Genomic DNA, 17,669 nt, shown 5'->3' on the forward strand with positions numbered 1-17,669 from the left:
GGTATTGAGGAATTTTAATCCGGCTAAAATGAGGAATTATTCACCGGCCTTGACAAGATGAAGAAGTGGGAGGATTTATTGCCAGTTGCCCTGCCCTAACAGGCTGTTTTTCGCAGGGAGATACGATAGAAGAAGCTATTGAAAATATAAAAGAAGCGATTCAGGCTTGTTTGGAATCTCTGGCAGAAGACGAACTACAGGAATGTATTGGGAAACCTTCCTGCAGAGTGGTTGACGTGGTTGCTTAATGTCCGGGCTTCCTGTAATTTCCGGAATGCAGGCAATTAAGGCTTTTTCTAAAGCTGTTTGGCTCCCTCCCCGGCAGGTGGGAAGTCATGTTGTCCTGAGAAAAGAAGGCTCAAAAGTTACGCTGACTGTTCCGAAGCACAAAGAACTGAAACCGGGCCTTTTAAGAAATTTGGTAAAAGCTTCAGGACTGACAGTGGAAGAATTCGAAGTTCTTTTGAAGTAAAATTTTATGAGTTCAACCACTTGTTTTCGTGTGTGTTCTAATATTAGTAGATATATCAGAATAGAGGTCTTAAATACAAAAAAACAACTCATTCTTGTTTTAATTCAGTTATAATATATTTTTCCAGCCGGCGATCTGCTGAAATCTTCCCCGAATACATTTGTTAAGGAAAGAGAGTTGAAAACCAGATTTTTGTAGACTCAAATGAAGTTTATAAGGAGCCCTTCGCAGGGCCTTTTTGCTAAAAGCGATCTTTCCCTTGTGGGGAGATATTTCTGATTGAAGTGACATTCCTAATTGAAGTGACATTTTTCTTCAAGTTCACTTCAGTTTTAACATATTTTTCCTGCTGAGGGTCTGCTTTAATTTCTCAAAACAATTTTTGCAAATATAGTGGAAAAGATAGATTCTATGAGTATACAAATACATTTAAGATTGAAGAAACAAAATGCTAGTTAGGTGATACTATTGGGAGAAGCCATCGAATACGTAAAAATTCCTCGAAAAACCTTTGAACCTATAAGTGACATGGTGAAAGTAGGCCTTTATAAAGACGAACAAGAGGCATTAAAGCGACTTGTGCATGACCAGGCTGAACAAAAGATAGATTACTATGGTAAAAAGGTAGCTGAAATGGAGAAGAAGTACGATACGGACTTTTCTGCTTTTGAAAAAAGAATCCAATCGAGAGTAGGAGAAGAAGACTTTGAAGAGTGGGATGATTTCATAATCTGGGAAAGCTATGTCACAGCATCACGATATTGGGAAAAGTTCTTATGACAATAAGCAGAACCGTTGCTGCTCTTTCATCCAGTGAGATTGTACTTGAATTAAAAGTTCTCAAAGCAATAGTTGAACCTCCTGTCCAGGCTTTACAAGCAAGAGCAACTCTAAAAGATGGCTACATATTGCAGATTAACGAGAGTGTGGGCCCCGATTTCAGACGATATTCCTACCACCTGCAAAAAGGGGATGCAATGATTAAGCGTTGGGATAATTCTCCACACTGGAAAGACCTAAAAACATTCCCATATCATGTCCATTATGGAACTGAAGCAGAACCCAAAGAATCTCCCGAAGTATTTATAGAAGACATTCTCCGTGAGGTGAAGAAACTGCTGAGTTCAAATCCCTGATTCTCATTACTTTCATTAACGTACGTCAGAAATCCATTTAGAAAGGTTCAGGTCTGATTTATCTTCTTTTGATAGTCTTTATGGGCAGCTTCACTCATTTTACCAATTCAGTTAAAATATATTTTTCCTGCCGGCTGATACTGGAATCTTCCCCAAACACGTTTGTAAAATCAAAGGGAAATCAAAAGCTCGTGAATTTTGAAGATTCCAAAGAGTTTATAAGGAGCCCTTCGCAGGGCCTTTTTGCTAAAAGTTATCTTTCCCTTTTGGGGAGAACTTTCCAATTTAAGTGAACTTTTCTTCATTTCCAATTCAGTTTTAATATATTTCTCAGGCCGGCTGTCTGCTTGAATCTTCCCTGAATACGTTTGTTACAAAAGATAGCTGAAAAACTTGATTTTATTACTTTGCTCTCCGTGCTAGAAATGTAGAACTGTCTCCGAGATGAAACCTGAACTCTCCTTCCAGTAAGTCTTTTTCTTTTATTTTGACCCAACCACTACCAAAGACATGGTCGCATTCTTCATTTCCTTCCCAAGTGAACTCAAACCTTTTACCATCAACATAATCAACGATCTTTCCGTCTATATCACCATAAACTAAACCAAATTGAAAATGTCCCATATTGTCTGGCTCTATCACAATGCAAGCCTGAACTTCCATATTAAGATAGTCATCATCCCATAATTCCATCTCATAAATGTTCCATGTCCCTGTGAAGTCCATACTCTTAATTCTCTTTCCTTGAATAAAAACATCGCTATAAAATATATGAACTTGAAACCTTAGGAGACTATTAATTCAGTTAAATTGCATATTTATAAGGAGCCCTACGCAGGACCTTTTTGCTAAAAGTGATCTTTTCCTTTGGGGGAGAACTTCCCAATTTAAGTAAGCTTCTCTTAACTTTTAATTCACTTAAAATATATTTTTCCGGCCGGAGGTCTACTAGAATCTTCCCCGAAAACGTTTGTAAAATCAAAATGAAATCGAAAGCTTGTGAACTTTGAAGATTCCAAAAGAGGGGATATAAGGGGCCCTTCGCAGGGCATTTTTGCTAAAAGTGATCTTTTCCTTTGTGGGAGAAATTTTTTATTGCGGTTGATATAAGGTGCCCTTCGCAGGTCCTTTTTGCTAAAAGTGATCTTTTCCTTTGTGGGAGAAATTTTTTATTGCGGTGAGCCTTTCTCCACGTTCAATTCAGTTAAAATATATTTCTCCAGCCAGCGGACACTAGAAAATCTTCCCCGAATACGTTTGTAGATATTGAAAAACTGAAAACCTGTGAGTTTTCTGAATTTAATAGAGTTTATAAGGAGCCCTTCGCAGGGCCTTTTTGCTAAAAGTGATCTTTACCTTTTTGGGGAGTAATTTCTGATTGAAGTGATATTTTTCTTCACGTTCATTTCAGTTTTAATATATTTCTCAGGCCGGCGGACTGCTCAATCTTCCCCAAACATGGTTGTAAAATTAAAGTGAGATTGAAAACCCGCGAGTTTTCTAAATTTAAAAGATTTTGTAAAGAGCCCTACGCAGGGCCTTTTTTACTTGAAGTGATCTATCCCTTTGGGGAGGGTTTTCTGATTGAAAGTGAACTTCTTTTGTAATCAACTCAACTATATTTTCTTCTGTATACGGACACTCCAAACATGCAGGCTATTCCATAAATTATTTCAAAGCCGGGCACAATTGTGTCTTCATTTTCCTTGTCTATCTTATAATCAACTTCTAATCCTGTAATTTCTGTGATATCTCTAGAGCTGTCGGAATCGTTTTCAGGATATGTTACAGTTAAGGTTTCTGCCGGAAAAGAATACGAATTTTCTGTTACTGCAAAGAAAGAATATCCTGGAACGTCAGCTGTAAAGTACAAAATTTACTATCTTCTTTTAATAACTTTACTGGTAGCTGTCCCCATTTTTTGTTAATGTACCTGTTCAGTGTGACCGAATCCTGATCTATACTTTTGTCCTGTAACCAAGACTTTTCAATCTTGAAACAGATAGTAGAATTTTCTATATTATCTGAACTTGCAAACTCGCTGTTTCCTACCCACACAATGAAGTATTTGTAGACCTTTCCTTCAGTTAGGTTGGAAAAAAGAGTAGATTTGTTTTTTAACTGTTCGACAACGGTTGTGATCTTACCAACGGTCTTCTTAGCGTCAAAACCCACATACACTACGCAGGTCGCTCTAGATAGCCATCTTGATCATTTGTCCATACTGTCCATACTATCTTATCATTATAGATTACGGGATAACGATCATCTGAGTTATTTGCAGTAATCTGAGTTTCCTTTTGTGAGGAGAGATCATACATCCTATATTCGGCAGGTCGACACTTAATTTTTAATAATTTTTGCTGACGGCGATTTTGAAATAATGCCCCATAATTGTGTGGAGTTATAAGGTTTACATATGACCAGCTATTAATCTCTCATACCAAACTTTAACGAAAAAACGATTCAGTGTTTATATATGTCGTGAGAGTTAAGCCACAAGTTAACCAGCTTCAAACTTATGAATAAGTGAGTTAATATCTAAAACGATATCATGAAAAATATTCTAATATATAATGTCGACCTGCCGAAAGCAGGTTACAATATATTTCAGTCTATTTTGTATACTGAAGCAAAATGATGCCATAGTTTTGCTATGAATCCCTTATTAGACAGATCCCTATGACCAAAATCAGAGTTAGTTGACTCATTTTAGGGTACCTGAATAGTAATATTTTTACTTTTCTAAATCCTGTATAATTTGTGTGGAAAACAATTAAAAGAGAAGTATCTGTCAGATTCATTCAATCTAAAGAACATCTAAGAAACATTATTAAAAATGAATTTGTGAAAGTGGAAAAGTCATTATCGTTTGCAAAGAAATGGACGGAAATGTTCAATCCGCAAATAAAAAGTGTAGTTTGGTGAGTAAGGAACTATAATATGATTTTAATATAGTTGTAATAATATTCAAATCAAATGTTTTTCTAAAATTTGGATGTTTTTGAGGTTACATCTTTTAAGATAGAAAAACATAATCTGATAAGAACACCAAGTTCTTTTAGAAGGTTGAGTATCTAAGTTGCCTAATGTAATTTTTTGAAAACAGGGAAAATGATACCTTCGTTTAAATAATAAAGCATTGTTAGGAAGTTTGGAGAAAGCTTATCTGAGAAATATTCCTCTTCTCATGTTTTATGCTGTGAAACTAAGTTTTACTCAAATTTTATAGGATTTTTTGCAAGGACCCCTACACAGTATCCATGAGAAAGAATTAAATAGTATAGTCAAGTACCATACTATCAAGCACTTTACTATCAAGTACTTTACTATCAAGCACTGGATAATATTGCCTTGAAAAGTTCTACTAAATAAAAAGGAAAGATTTCTATGAGTGAAATAAAAAATGAGATATTAGAACAGTTTATACGCTTGCAAGGATTGCTGCATCGCTACCATACGCAACATTTCATGGAATTTGGACCGTTGGGCAACCCGCACAGAGGACAAGGGCGTATGCTCTCTATTCTAAAGTTGAAGCCGGAAATAAGCCAGAAGGAATTAACTTACCTGCTGGATATGAGCAAGCAAGGTTTGGCGGAACTCCTTAATAAACTGGAAAAGAAAGGCTATATCAAGCGTGAACCGATAGAGGAAGATCGTCGCAGCTTCAATATAAAACTCACCGAAGAGAGTGCCGCCGTTGCCGGCGAGATGGATGACATGCCGCTTGATCTGGATAAAATGTTTAACTGTCTAAGTGATGAAGAACTTGCTAAACTCTCTGAATATTTGCAGCGCATAATTGAATGCCTTGAAGATCAATTACCGGGTGATGATAATGATTTGCGCAAGCAGATGATGGAGAGGTTTATGGAACATTATCTCCAAGGAAAGCAAGACGATTTCTCTGGTTTATTTATAGGCAGATTTCCTCATGGGTGGGTGGCAGGGAAGATAATGGCGATAGAAAAGAGGGGCGTTAATTGTGCCTTTAGTTATTTTAGTTAAAACCTAACAAATAATATTTTAACTTTCACAAATAATTTTTTTTCTTAAAAATTTTTACAAAAAAGAGACTTTATACAGTAGATGGACAGAGATCAACGTTTTAAAGAAAGACATATTTGTCATCGGCTAGTATACGACCTATAAAAATATATTATTTTTAATATATTTTATATGAGTTTTTTAAATAAATAAAAATGCGTAAAAAGTAAAGTAGCCATTTTAGGTTAACAGGTTTCTTATCCGAACAGTCTATACGATCTGAACTAAAATTGAAACATGGTTATTCTGAAGATTAGATTTATGATAGATAGCGTTTTGTAGACCCTAATTGAAGGAAGGGGGCATATTTATATCTAATATTATAGAAGTAAAAAATTTTACAAAAAGGTATGACAGTTTTGTAGCTGTAGATAATATTTCCTTTAATGTAGAAAAAGGAACGGTTTTTGGCTTTCTTGGCCCTAACGGAGCAGGAAAAAGTACAACCATAAATACCCTCTGCACAATTGTTGATAAAACCGAAGGAAACCTAAAAATTAATGGACACGATGTAACTGAACAAAAATCAGAAGTAAGAAATGATATCGGAATCGTGTTCCAGGAATCCACTCTTGATGGCAAATTAACGGTTGAGGAAAATTTGAAGCTTCACTGCGATTTCTACAACGTACCCAAAAATGAGGTCAGGGAGAGAATAGCTTTTGTACTTGAGCTTGTAGACCTTCAGAAATGGAGAAAAGCCCCTGTGAATAGTCTTTCAGGTGGTATGAAAAGAAGAGTGGAAATTGCAAGAGGATTAGTGCATTATCCAAAAGTTCTATTCTTGGACGAGCCAACTACTGGTCTTGACCCTCAAACCAGAGTAAACATCTGGGATTATATCAATAAGCTTCAAAAACAGAAGAATATTACCATTTTCCTTACGACTCATTATATGGATGAGGCTGAAATATGCAGCAAGGTAGCAATTATAGACCACGGAAAAATAGTGGCCTTTGATACTCCCTATAATCTCAAAAAGCAATATACTTCAACTGTACTAAAAATTAAAACTTGTGAAAATGAGAGATTAGCACAACATCTAAAGGATTATTCTGCCAAATATAAATTCGAGGATGATCTGTTTACAGTATATTCATCAGAATTAAATGAGTCATTGGAAATAATTTCTAAATTTAAAGCCTCCATATTGGACGTAGAAATCAATAAAGGAACGTTGAATGATGTATTTTTGGTTATTACGGGAAAGGAGATTCGGGGATAATGCGTGCGATAAAAGCAATTTTAGTCAGGAATTTAACGAATTTTACAAGAGATAAGATGAGACTTTTCTTTACAATATTTATGTCAGTTATCTTTCTGTTCATATTTTCTTTTGTAATGAAGTCTACAGCCATAGGCCTAGAACAGCCAATGAATTACCTTATTTCAGGTATTATCATCATGACTGTATTCCAGTCTGCATTGAACAATTCAATGAACATCCTTGAAGATATATCCAGTGGATTTATGAAAGAGATTCTTGTTTCTCCGATTTCCAGATGGGAAATATCTATCGGACAAATTTTTTCATCCTCTGTTGTAGCTTTGCTCCAAGGACTGATAATAATAATAATAGGATTGTTCATGGGATTGAATATAGATTTACTCCATTTTATGGAAATGCTTGGAGTAATGATTCTGGTAGGCATTACCTTCAGCTCTATAGGATTATATCTAGCAACTCTGACAAAAAGTTCAACGACTTTCCAAATTATGATAAGTATAGTTGCAATGCCTTTGACTTTTCTCTCGGGTGCATATATTCCTACCACGGTAATGCCGAGTTTTTTACGTCCAATTGTATATATTAATCCCTTAACCTATACTACATCCATTTTTAGGTATATCACGTTAAAGATGGAAGGTTTATCTTCAGCTGAACTTGTGAAAGCGGGAGTCGCATTTGATATACACGGTTTTATAATTATGCCCTATATCGGATTATTAATTATCTTAGCAATCTGCATTATTTTCTTCATCCTTTGTGTTTCACAATTTAATAACGCTGATTTTTCAAAAGTTGAAATATATAAAAGATCTCAGTAAAACAAAACTTGAATGTAAGAATGGCATTCTGGATGTAATTTGTAAGGTCAGAAAAGAAGAATAATATTCTAAATTTTACTAAACTCATTTTTTTATTGTTACTTTCCTAGGCTTAAAACCGACATCATTAGACACTAAAAATAGTATATATGCTTTTCTTACTATTTTTTGTATTGATGTGGCGGTTGTCGGTCATAACTGCCTATTACCATACACTTTGGAATGGCCGTGCTCAGAAAAATGACAGACTGACAGTGTCGGAAAGGTTCCGTTGCAAAAATTATGAAATGGATTCATTGAAATAAGTAGAAATTTAAGAGTATATGATATGCCAGTAAATTCCTTTAAATGGAAGCATTATGAGGGAGAGATTCTTATTAAACGTAAGATTGTACTTTAAAGTATGCATTAAGCTATTAAAATTTGAAGGAAATGATGACAGAAATGAGAATAAAAGTCGACCATACAACACTCATGAGATGGGTACATCAATATTCTCCTTAAATAGAAAAGAAGATAAGAAGGCATTTAAGACCAATGAATGATTCATGGAGAGTTGATGAAACTTATATAATAGTAAAAGGTAAATGGAATTATCTTTACAGAGCAGTTGACGGTTCCGTTGTAAAAAATAGCTCTGTTGCAAAAAATCTGGCTATTTTTCAAAACAAGTGGAAAATATCACAAATAGGAAAGTTAATCGTTTTAATTAGAAAGAAAATGACACATGAAGGTGAAAATTATAATCTCAAATTGCAGAAATATTATTTTTGTAACGGAACCCTATTTTCAAGCATTCCACAATAAATGTTACTAACCTATCCTATTGTTTTAATTCAAGAAAAGGAATGGAATTCATGGCAAATGTTATTGTAATGCGCGTTCCAAAAGACAAATTGCAGCAAGAAATAGAATACAAAGTTCTTGATGGTTGGAAGCTTAGAAAAAAGAATGAAAACATCGCTGTTTTAACTCGACGTGGTAAATGGGAGAACTTACTTATTTATATGGCTTTAGCACTGTTGACACTAGAAACTTTGCACATTATTTACCATTGGATTAAGGGGAAAAAGGATTACGAAGTATATAAAGGAGAATCACTTGACTTCCTATTGTAAAAAAAAATCTGTGATACCTTGAGGTTCAAAGTAAACCGGCTTTTGGTTAGCTCGAAAATTTTTTTCCTGCTGGCGGTCTGCTGAAATCTTCCCCGAATTCTTTTGAAGAGACCAGATAAATTGAAAAACTGTGATTTTTGCAGATTTATATGGAGCCCTTTATAGGGCCTTTTTGACAAAAGTGTTCTTTTCCTTTGTAGGGATTTTCTGATTGAAGTGGACCCTTCTTCACGTTTAATTCACTTAAAATATATTTCTCCTGTCAGCGGACACTAGAATCTTCCCCGAACAAGGTTGTAAAATCAAAGTGAGAGTGAAAAATAGAGGTTTTTCAGAGTTAAAAGAACCAGATTTATAAGGAGCCCTTCGCAGGGCCTTTTTGCTAAAAGTGATCTTTTCCTTTTGGGGATTATTCTGATTTAAGTGAACCCTTCTTCACGTTCAACTCAGTTTTAATATATTTCTCCTGCCAGCTGACTGCTCAATCTTCCCCAAATACGTTTGTTAAGGAAAGAGAGTTGAAAACCGGATTTTTGTAGATTCAAATGAAGTTTATAAGGAGCCCTTCGCAGGGCCTTTTTGCTCAAAGTGATCTTTTCCTTTTTGGGGATTTTGTGATTGAAGTGGACCCTTCTTCACGTTCAACTCAGTTTTAATATATTTCTCCGGCCGGCGGACTGCGGGAATCTACCCCGAGTACATTTGTAGATATTGAAAAACTGAAAACCTGTGAGTTTTCTGAATTTAAAAGAGTTTCTAAGGAGCCCTTCGCAGGGCCTTTTTGATAAAAGTAATCTTTTCCTTTGTGGGGATTTTGTGATTGAAGTGAACCTTTCTTCACGTTCATTTCAGTTTTAATATATTTCTCCTGCCGACGGACAGGCGGTCTGCTTGAGTTTCCCTCGAATACGTTTGTTAAGATAAAGTTAAGAAAAGCGAAATTGAAAAACCGCTATTTCTGCAGCTTTAGAAGGGGCGCTTTGCAGGGCTTCTTTAGATTAAGCACTCTTTTCCTTTGGAGGAATTTTTGATTCAAGCGATGTTTTTCAAATATTTTATTTTCACGGAATATATCCAGTATCAAGTCCTTTCACCCATAAACAGCGAAAAAATAAGATCCCTCTTTACCTCCATATATCGTGTGATAATTTCTCAAATACATTTTTATGCAAGTATGCAATTTCTGATCTACTGTACATTTTTTTAGTGGAGCTTTTTTATTTTTGTAAAGTCCGAAAATGTAATCTATAAAAAATAAGCGTAATAAGACTGCTTTTTGACGCGATGAAACATTGACTGTTCTTTGCTAAAAGTGGTTGAGATATATTGGAGAGAATCATACATGAAAGTTCTGGCAATAAATTCTAGTCCAAGGATGGATAAAGGCAACACGGCTTTGATATTAAATCCCTTTCTTGAAGGAATGAAAGAAGAAGGAGCAGACGTAGAACTATTCTATACAAGGAAACTTAATATTCATCCGTGCACAGGAGAGTTCAACTGCTGGCTAAAAACGCCAGGAAAATGTCTGCATAATGACGATATGAACTTATTATATCCAAGGATCGATGCGGCTGACGTTATAGTATTTGCTACGCCGGTTTATGTAGATGGAGTCACAGGTCCGATGAAGAACCTGATGGACCGTATTATTCCTCTCGTACAGCCATTCTTCGAGCTACGAGATGATCACTGCAGGCATCCTGGACGTGGAGAAGCAAAAGCCCGCAAGCTTGTACTTGTTTCCAACTGTGGCTTCTGGGAGAAGGACAATTTTGATCCCTTAATTGTACATATGAAAGCTATTTGCAAAAATTTATCCGCTGAATTTTCAGGGGCACTTTTGCGCCCTCACGGTGAAGCAATAGCTGGGATGCTAGAAATGGGCGCGCCGATAGGTGATATTTTTGAGGCAGCAAAAGAAGCAGGCCGCCAGCTCGCAAAGGAACAAAAAATATCACAGGAAACCCTTGATATTGTAAGTCGTGAACTTCTTCCAAAAGATATGTATATTCAGATAGTAAATCAGTATTTTCAACAGTGTCTGGATGAAGTGGAGAAGTGATTAACACAATTTATTTCTCCATGTTTTTAATTTTTTGAAGCTAGTGGACTGAAAATAAATTTTTATGTTCATAATATAATTTTTCTTTGCATGCACAATTCATTTGAAATATATTTTTTCTGCCGGCAGTTTACTTCAATCCCCCCAATATGGTTGTGAGATAATTGAAATTGAAAACCCACGAGTTTTCCAAATTAAAAAAAGTTTGGAAGAAGCTCTACGCAGGGCCTTTTTGATAAAAGTGATCTTTTCCTTTTTGGGGATTTTGTGATTGAAAGTGAAATTCTCTTCACGTTCATTTCAGTTTTAATATATTTCTTCGGCCGGCGGACTGCTGGAATCTTCCCCAAACACGTTTGTTAAAGAAAAGAGGACTAAAAACCCACGATTATTTACAGATTCCAAAGGAGTTTATAAGGAGCCCTTCGCAGGGCCTTTTTAATAAAAGTGATCTTTTCCTTTTGGGGAGAATTTCTGATTGAAAGTGAACTTCTCATCACATTCAATTCAGTTAAAATATATTTCTCCGGCCGGCGGACTGCTCAATCTTCCCCAAACATGGTTGAAAAATTAAAGTGAGATTGAAAAACCGCGAGTTTTCTGGATTTAAAGGAGTTTAGAAGGAGCCCTTCGCAGGGCCTTTTTGCTAAAAGTGATCTTTCCCTTTTGAGGGGAGATTTTTTGATTAAAGTGAACTCCTCTTAACTTTTAATTCACTCAAAATATATTTCTCCGGCCGGCGGACACTGGAATCTTCCCCCAAACACGTTTGTAAAATCAAAGTGAAATCGAAAGCTCGTGAACTTTGAAGATTCCAAAAAGTTTAGAAGGAGCCCTTCGCAGGGCCTTTTGATAAAAGTAATCTTTTCCTTTGTGGGGATTTTCTGATTGAAGTGGACCCTTCTTCACGTTTAATTCACTTAAAATATATTTCTCCTGTCAGCGGACACTAGAATCTTCCCCAAACAAGGTTGTAAAATCAAAGTGAGAGTGAAAAATAGAGGTTTTTCAGATTTAAATGGAGTTTAGAAGGAGCCCTTCGCAGGGCCTTTTTGATAAAAGTGATCTTTTCCTTTTAGGGAAGTTTCTGATTTAAGTGAACCCTTCTTCACGTTCAACTCAGTTAAAATATATTTTTCCAGCCAGCAGACACTGGAATCTTCCCCGAATATGTTTGTAAAGAATTGAAAGGTCAAATATAGAGAAGGTATTTATCTCAGACTGTTACTAATTATTTACAATTACGAATTCTGTGAAAGTTCTCGGAGGACTAATTTTTGCCATTTAACAATGAAGACAATTTAAAGATAATTTCAAAGCTGATTATTAATAAAACATATCCAAATTCTGATAGCTATAGAGGGTGGTTTGAAGAGTATCCGCTGAGGTTTGACAAAGATGACGAAGAGAACTTTAATTTTGATTTCAGCAAGGAAAAAGACATCATTGCACTAATTTTCCTGGCAACTGCTTGGAATATGCCCAATTATAAATGGGAAAATACAGTTGGGCTTGTTGCTGTATTATACAAAAAGAACTTACTGGATATAGATAAATGGAGTTCTCAAAGATTTATAGAATCTTTGGATAAAAATGACCTTGTTCGAGAAATGAATAACTTCAGATCTACCTTTTTAAGCGATAGAGGGAATTTATACATAAAAGGTGGCAAATACGGTGTTTTTGAAAGGCTACACATCGTAGCTAGAGAATATAATTTCTTAAAAGAAACTCTCCAGATTGATAAAATAATAGAAGGCGAGATTCCTCCTAAGCTGGATCACAATATTTTTCCAAGATTTGATAATCCTAGGTTGGTGATTGAAGTAAAAAGAAAGAGCAATAAGATTGCTAAATACCCTATTCTTAGAGTCAAAGTTCCCCTAATATTAAGGGAACTAAAATGTCAAAACAGAATTGACATCAGTGGAGAATATTGTTGCGTTCCAGATACAAAAGTAAAACAGATAATGAAGACTATTGGCTATAATCCCAGCCTAGATTATGATTATAGTTCCGTTATTTATAACAGCAAAATTATTTACAAATACTTTGGATTACATTACGACTTACCACTCTTTGACTTCTTTGACAAATGCTCGAAAATGAAAAACAAGAAATGCAATAACAAGTGTGTTATTTTTGATTACTGTGCCAAATTATGATATTTCTATCAATGCATTAGATATCGAAAATCAGTGACATTTTGTGAATTTAAAAGGAGCCCTTCGCAGGGCCTTTTTAATAAAAGTGATCTTTTCCTTTTGGGGAGAATTTCTGATTGAAAGTGAACTTCTCATCACATTCAATTCAATTGAAATATATTTCTCCTGCCAGCGGACACTGGGATCTTCCCCGAATACGGTTGTAAATATTAAAAAACTGAAAACCCGCGAATTTTCTGAATTTAAAGGAGTTTATAAGGAGCCCTTCGCAGGGCCTTTTTGACAAAAGTGATCTTTTCCTTTGGGAGGGCTGCTTCAATAGGTTTCGACTAGTATTAACTGAACATAATAGTCACAATATATGCTGAGCTCATAGTTATATAGCAAGATATATAAAAAAACTGTTTTTAATATTTAGGAAAGATTTTAATATTATGCTAAGATATTTTATATGATACTCAATTTTTTATGGCACTAACTCTAGATGATAACATGAATGAAAAAAATATATATCTCAAAGAGAAAGTGAAACCAATAACTAGTGAATTAATGTATAAGGAATTAAACGAAAATGAAATAGTTGATATATTGAGTAAGTACTTTTACAACGTCGAAGAGAGCCAAAAAGATTTTTATAAAATCTTTTTGCGTGGGTTACGATTCTCGTTTGATTCAGAAAACCCGATACATACTGCTGGCATCTTTTATAAAAACTCAGTTAAGCTGTCTCCAAATGTTAACTATGCATTCTCCAGTCGTTTAGCTAAAATGTTTAAAAACATGATTATGGGAAAAAGTTCTACAGGTATAAGAATTGAAAATTACACTGATTTTTGTGACATAACCGAAAAGTTTGTAGAAAATTTTGAAATAAAGCCCCCGAGTCATAATTCAATTCTTAAAGCGATAATCGAAGATGAAAAGTTTTTAAGAAGAATAGTAGAAGACTTCTCATATTACAAAAAAATTGAAGATATATTTTCACAATCTGACTATTCATGCCTTGGAGATTTAGATAATGAATTAATGTTAAGGCTTGAAGATGAATTATCCAAGCTGGAGATTAATAAAATTTTTATTGTAAATGAAGAGAGAATTGAATGTGTTAACTTGAGAATCCAACAAATAGAGAAGAAAATTGAATATATTACACAAAAATGGGCATAAATTTTAGTGCTTAGCAATGTTTTGATTTAGATTTGGTCGCCAATAAATATGTAAGTAGGATTTTAAATAAAACCGATGGTTCATATGACAGAGACAAACCTAAAAACAAAACGTAACTATGGGTATGACATACTTTGCAATACTTTTGAACTTTCTATGAGAAATTATATAGGAGAGCTACTTCTCTCAAATTACGGTTCTGAATGGATAAACCATATTCCACAGGGAGTTATTCAAGACTTAAAAAACTATAAGGGTGTTATTGAAACTTCCAGTCTTGATGATTTTTTAGAAGACCTTAATTTTTCGCATTTAAAGAATATTATTACTGAAAAAAATAATTATAAGTTAAGTAAATCATTTCTAGGAGACCTGAGTAATGATCGTTTTATCGAATTAATGGATGAACTTAATATATATAGGAGAAAAATTGCGCATGTAAAATCAACATTTAGTGACGTCGATTTAATTAATCTCATAGAAAATGTAAAATTACTTTGTCAAGGTGAAAGAGCAAAAAGCATAATAGCATATGTTGAAAATGAGGAATATAAAAGTATAACAGAAATACCAGACGTCTTCTTTGAAAGGTTTGAATGTCAGAATAATTTACCATCGGAAGATTATGATCTAGTAGGTGGATTTGTTGGCAGAGAAAAGGAAATTAAAGCCTTAAAAAAAATGATTACATCCGAACAAGATCGAATAATTACTATAACTGGTGCTGGAGGCATAGGAAAAACTTCAATTGCATTGAAGATTGGATATTCATTTTTGTTTGATTTGAATAATCCTTTCGATGCGATAATATGGTTTAGCGCAAAGAAGGATAAACTGACTGAGGATGGAATTGTCCCCATAATAGCTGATATTGAAAATAATGAAAAGTTAATAGTAGATATACTAAAAATTATTGAACCAGATGTTGTAAATAAGTTCAAAAAAGCTGGTGTACCTTCAGAATACTATTCGAATTACTTATATAGTCTTTTTTCTTCAAACAAATGCTTACTTATTATTGACAACTTAGAAACAATAATAACAGACAATAACATTATTGATTTTATAAAAGATGTTCCCAGGCCTTCCCAGGTTCTTATCACAAGCAGAAAAGGATTGGGAGAAATTGAGAGAAGATATCCATTGTTTGATATGGCTGAAAAGGATGCTATTAGATTATTCAGATTAATTGCTAATGAAAGGCAAAAAATAGATCTTGTAAAACTGAGCGATGAAAACATCGCTAAACTAGTTAAAAAAGTGAAATGCTATCCGTTGTTAATAAAATGGTCTATCGGGCAAGTAATTTTAGGCAAAAGTATTGATGAAGCTTTCTCAGAAATATTGGCTGGAGACAGCGAAATTGCGAAGTTTTCGTTTAATGATGTCTTTTCACTCTTGTCAAAAAATTCAAAGAGAATTCTGTTTAGCATGGTAGTTTCTGGGGATAAACCAGTTTCGAAAATTGTTTTGAAACATCTCGCGAATATTTCAGATGAAGAATTTGAGGACGCCATTAGGGAGCTAATTATAACTTCATTTGTATTTCCTGAAACGAGAGAGAATTCGGATTCAGATTTAATTACCGAATACTCTATGCTAAGTTTAACCAGAGGATTTATTGAAATAAGGTTGGATGACAATAATCAAACAAGGCAGGAGTTAATAACGAGACTTCACCATCTATCAGAAAAGTTGAACGATTATGAAAAAGCTAAATCTGATTATTCACAATCTCTTTTTTCCTTAGGAATCAAGACACCGGAAGAGAAAGTTGCTTTTATTTATGCAAAAACTGCGAAAAACTATATTCGATCTGGGGATATGGTAAAAGCTGAAGAAAATTTTAACGAAGCACTTAAAATGGCTCCAAATTTCTCATACGTTCTTGTAGAGTTCTCAAAGTTTGAATTTAACAGAAATCACATACCGAATGCGCTGAAACTATCAAAAAAGGCAGTTGAAAATAATTCGGATAGTTATCATACTTGGTTTAATTATGGTTTAATGCTTCAAAAAAATAAACAATATAATGAAGCAATAATGTTCCTAACAAAAGCTAAAGAAATAAACCCAAATCATCTTCCTATTTATACTGAACTTGGTAGAACTTATTCGTTTAAGGGTTGTTATGAACTTGCGGAAGTAGAGTTCACGATTGCTCTAAAAGAAGAGAAGTACCCAAATTATAAACATAAAGTTATAGCATTCTACTCGATGGCTGAAAATTATAGAAGATGGGCTCAATCTTTTCAGATAAGGGGAGATTCAGATGGTCAAATTGAGAAATTAAAGCAAGCTTCTGATAAGATATACAAGGCCATAATAATTTCCAAAAAGGATGGAAATCTTTGGAACCGATTTAGAGAGATTTATAAAGATCTCGGTATTGCAATTACTTATAAGGAAGGCTTTGAAAAGGGAAAGCCTTATTTGGAAAAATGCTTGGAGCTCATCGAATTAGAGGGTTATAAAAATTACCCAAGTCCAAACATTTTACGTGTGGTTTGCTATTATCTTGCCAAATTTTATATGAAAGAAGGTGGAAAAGACGAAGCTCAGATTGAATACCTAATCAACAGAGGTCTAAATAATTGTGATCTCAAATCAGATCAATATGAGAAACTTCAAGGTCTTAAGAAGAGATTAGAAAGTACAAAAAGAAAAACTGGATTCATCAAGTTCTATAATGTATCTAGGAAATTTGGGGTTATTAAAGATAATGATATTAGCTACCTATTCTTTAAGTCTTCATTTATGAAATGGATTACTGATGAAGAATTAGCCAAAGTTGATGGCAAAAAAGTTTCATTTATTCCTTCAATGTCTAAACAAAAAAAACTCGTTGCTACAGAAGTTCTTATGTGAAAACTCGTGTACTTAGAAAAGATATACTCTCTCAAAGAATATCTTAAAAAATAACTTTTCTTATGACAAACTTTGCTAAGTTCTGATTTTGGGAGATTTAGTCAAAAATAGGCCGCCAACCAGAAGAAGTTTTCCTTCCCATTTATATTTCCATCAAAGATCTTAACCAAATATAGTATATTAGGGTCCTTTAAAATCAGCGTGCCAATTAAGGATTCAAAATGCTTATTTCAGGTTATATGCATATAATTAGAGTTCCCCAAACAAAAATACACCACTAAAATCAAAATTTTGAGATAATAACTAAAATTAAGCTTTAAAACGAAAAACTGAATGTAATAATAGCTTTATTTTTTAACAAACTTTATTTATTTATAATCACGGCATTCGATAGCATTTTTCTTTTATACATAACTTAACCTTAAAAACGAATTAATTAGTGAGTAAATAGGAAATTAAGAGCATATATTTCCTTTAAATATAACAAAAAACCATTTGCGTATGTATTTTACTTCGGGGAGCAATGAGACAATATTTAATTTCAAAAATAAAGCTCATTAATCCTTAAAAAGCGGACCA

15 protein-coding genes and 2 pseudogenes are annotated in these 17,669 nt (G+C 34.2%); 14 read left to right on the top strand and 3 right to left on the bottom strand.

The genetic code is table 11. The annotated features are described in order from the left end of the window. Positions 1 to 65 precede the first annotated feature (65 nt). The 4 genes from ASJ81_RS11830 (at position 66) to ASJ81_RS11845 (ending at position 1,608) form a co-directional block, all read left to right on the top strand. A complete protein-coding gene (locus tag ASJ81_RS11830; RefSeq protein ID WP_095644621.1) occupies positions 66 to 248 on the top strand; it encodes a type II toxin-antitoxin system HicB family antitoxin in 183 nt (60 codons plus the stop codon). Next, positions 248 to 472, top strand: coding sequence for a type II toxin-antitoxin system HicA family toxin (locus tag ASJ81_RS11835; protein ID WP_095644622.1), 225 nt, complete (start codon positions 248 to 250; stop codon positions 470 to 472). Before ASJ81_RS11830 ends, ASJ81_RS11835 begins: the two co-directional genes overlap by 1 nt. Positions 473 to 931: 459 nt before the next feature. Further along, a complete protein-coding gene (locus tag ASJ81_RS11840) occupies positions 932 to 1,252 on the top strand; it encodes a hypothetical protein (RefSeq protein WP_245860104.1) in 321 nt (106 codons plus the stop codon). Continuing rightward, positions 1,249 to 1,608, top strand: coding sequence for a toxin-antitoxin system TumE family protein (locus tag ASJ81_RS11845; protein ID WP_095644624.1), 360 nt, complete (start codon positions 1,249 to 1,251; stop codon positions 1,606 to 1,608). The genes ASJ81_RS11840 and ASJ81_RS11845 overlap by 4 nt, the downstream gene beginning before the upstream one ends. Before the next feature lie 402 nt (positions 1,609 to 2,010). On the opposite strand, the gene ASJ81_RS11855 is transcribed toward ASJ81_RS11845, so the two are convergent. From ASJ81_RS11855 to ASJ81_RS24435, 3 genes are all read right to left on the bottom strand, one after another. Continuing rightward, a complete protein-coding gene (locus tag ASJ81_RS11855; protein ID WP_095644626.1) occupies positions 2,011 to 2,334 on the bottom strand; it encodes a hypothetical protein in 324 nt (107 codons plus the stop codon). An 886-nt stretch (positions 2,335 to 3,220) separates the two neighbouring features. Beyond that, on the bottom strand, positions 3,221 to 3,481 hold the full coding sequence (locus ASJ81_RS24430) for a hypothetical protein (protein ID WP_338037499.1): 261 nt from the start codon (positions 3,479 to 3,481) through the stop codon (positions 3,221 to 3,223). After that, the gene (locus ASJ81_RS24435) at positions 3,436 to 3,789 is read right to left on the bottom strand and encodes a PGF-pre-PGF domain-containing protein (protein WP_338037500.1); all 354 of its coding nucleotides are present in this window, start codon (positions 3,787 to 3,789) and stop codon (positions 3,436 to 3,438) included. Before ASJ81_RS24435 ends, ASJ81_RS24430 begins: the two co-directional genes overlap by 46 nt. 564 nt (positions 3,790 to 4,353) lie before the next feature. On the opposite strand from ASJ81_RS24435, the pseudogene ASJ81_RS23300 reads away from it, so the two are divergent. From ASJ81_RS23300 to ASJ81_RS11925, 10 genes and pseudogenes are all read left to right on the top strand, one after another. After that, positions 4,354 to 4,536, top strand: a pseudogene (locus tag ASJ81_RS23300) (IS630 family transposase); the annotation flags it as partial. 462 nt (positions 4,537 to 4,998) lie between these two features. After that, a complete protein-coding gene (locus ASJ81_RS11870; protein WP_212556070.1) occupies positions 4,999 to 5,619 on the top strand; it encodes a MarR family winged helix-turn-helix transcriptional regulator in 621 nt (206 codons plus the stop codon). A gap of 328 nt (positions 5,620 to 5,947) precedes the next feature. Beyond that, entirely contained in the window at positions 5,948 to 6,883 is a 936-nt protein-coding gene (locus tag ASJ81_RS11875) for an ABC transporter ATP-binding protein (protein WP_212556071.1), read from the top strand. Continuing rightward, complete coding sequence (locus ASJ81_RS11880; RefSeq protein WP_095644627.1) at positions 6,883 to 7,707, top strand: ABC transporter permease; 825 nt, start codon at positions 6,883 to 6,885, stop codon at positions 7,705 to 7,707. The genes ASJ81_RS11875 and ASJ81_RS11880 overlap by 1 nt, the downstream gene beginning before the upstream one ends. 328 nt (positions 7,708 to 8,035) lie before the next feature. After that, positions 8,036 to 8,322 (top strand): annotated as a pseudogene (locus tag ASJ81_RS23765) (DDE-type integrase/transposase/recombinase); the annotation flags it as partial. A gap of 242 nt (positions 8,323 to 8,564) precedes the next feature. Next, positions 8,565 to 8,825: a hypothetical protein gene (locus tag ASJ81_RS11895; RefSeq protein WP_095644630.1), complete on the top strand. Its 261-nt coding sequence runs from the start codon at positions 8,565 to 8,567 to the stop codon at positions 8,823 to 8,825. A gap of 1,342 nt (positions 8,826 to 10,167) precedes the next feature. Continuing rightward, entirely contained in the window at positions 10,168 to 10,890 is a 723-nt protein-coding gene (locus tag ASJ81_RS11905; protein ID WP_095644632.1) for a flavodoxin family protein, read from the top strand. Between the two features lie 1,277 nt (positions 10,891 to 12,167). Then, the gene (locus ASJ81_RS11910) at positions 12,168 to 13,055 is read left to right on the top strand and encodes a hypothetical protein (protein ID WP_095644633.1); all 888 of its coding nucleotides are present in this window, start codon (positions 12,168 to 12,170) and stop codon (positions 13,053 to 13,055) included. 492 nt (positions 13,056 to 13,547) lie between these two features. Beyond that, positions 13,548 to 14,222: a hypothetical protein gene (locus tag ASJ81_RS11920; RefSeq protein WP_141241693.1), complete on the top strand. Its 675-nt coding sequence runs from the start codon at positions 13,548 to 13,550 to the stop codon at positions 14,220 to 14,222. An 84-nt stretch (positions 14,223 to 14,306) separates the two neighbouring features. Further along, a complete protein-coding gene (locus ASJ81_RS11925; RefSeq protein WP_170943294.1) occupies positions 14,307 to 17,090 on the top strand; it encodes an NB-ARC domain-containing protein in 2,784 nt (927 codons plus the stop codon). The last annotated feature ends 579 nt before the right edge of the window (positions 17,091 to 17,669 follow it).

Origin of the sequence: Methanosarcina spelaei (assembly GCF_002287235.1) — an archaeon.
In the GTDB taxonomy this organism is placed as follows: Archaea; Halobacteriota; Methanosarcinia; order Methanosarcinales; family Methanosarcinaceae; genus Methanosarcina; species Methanosarcina spelaei.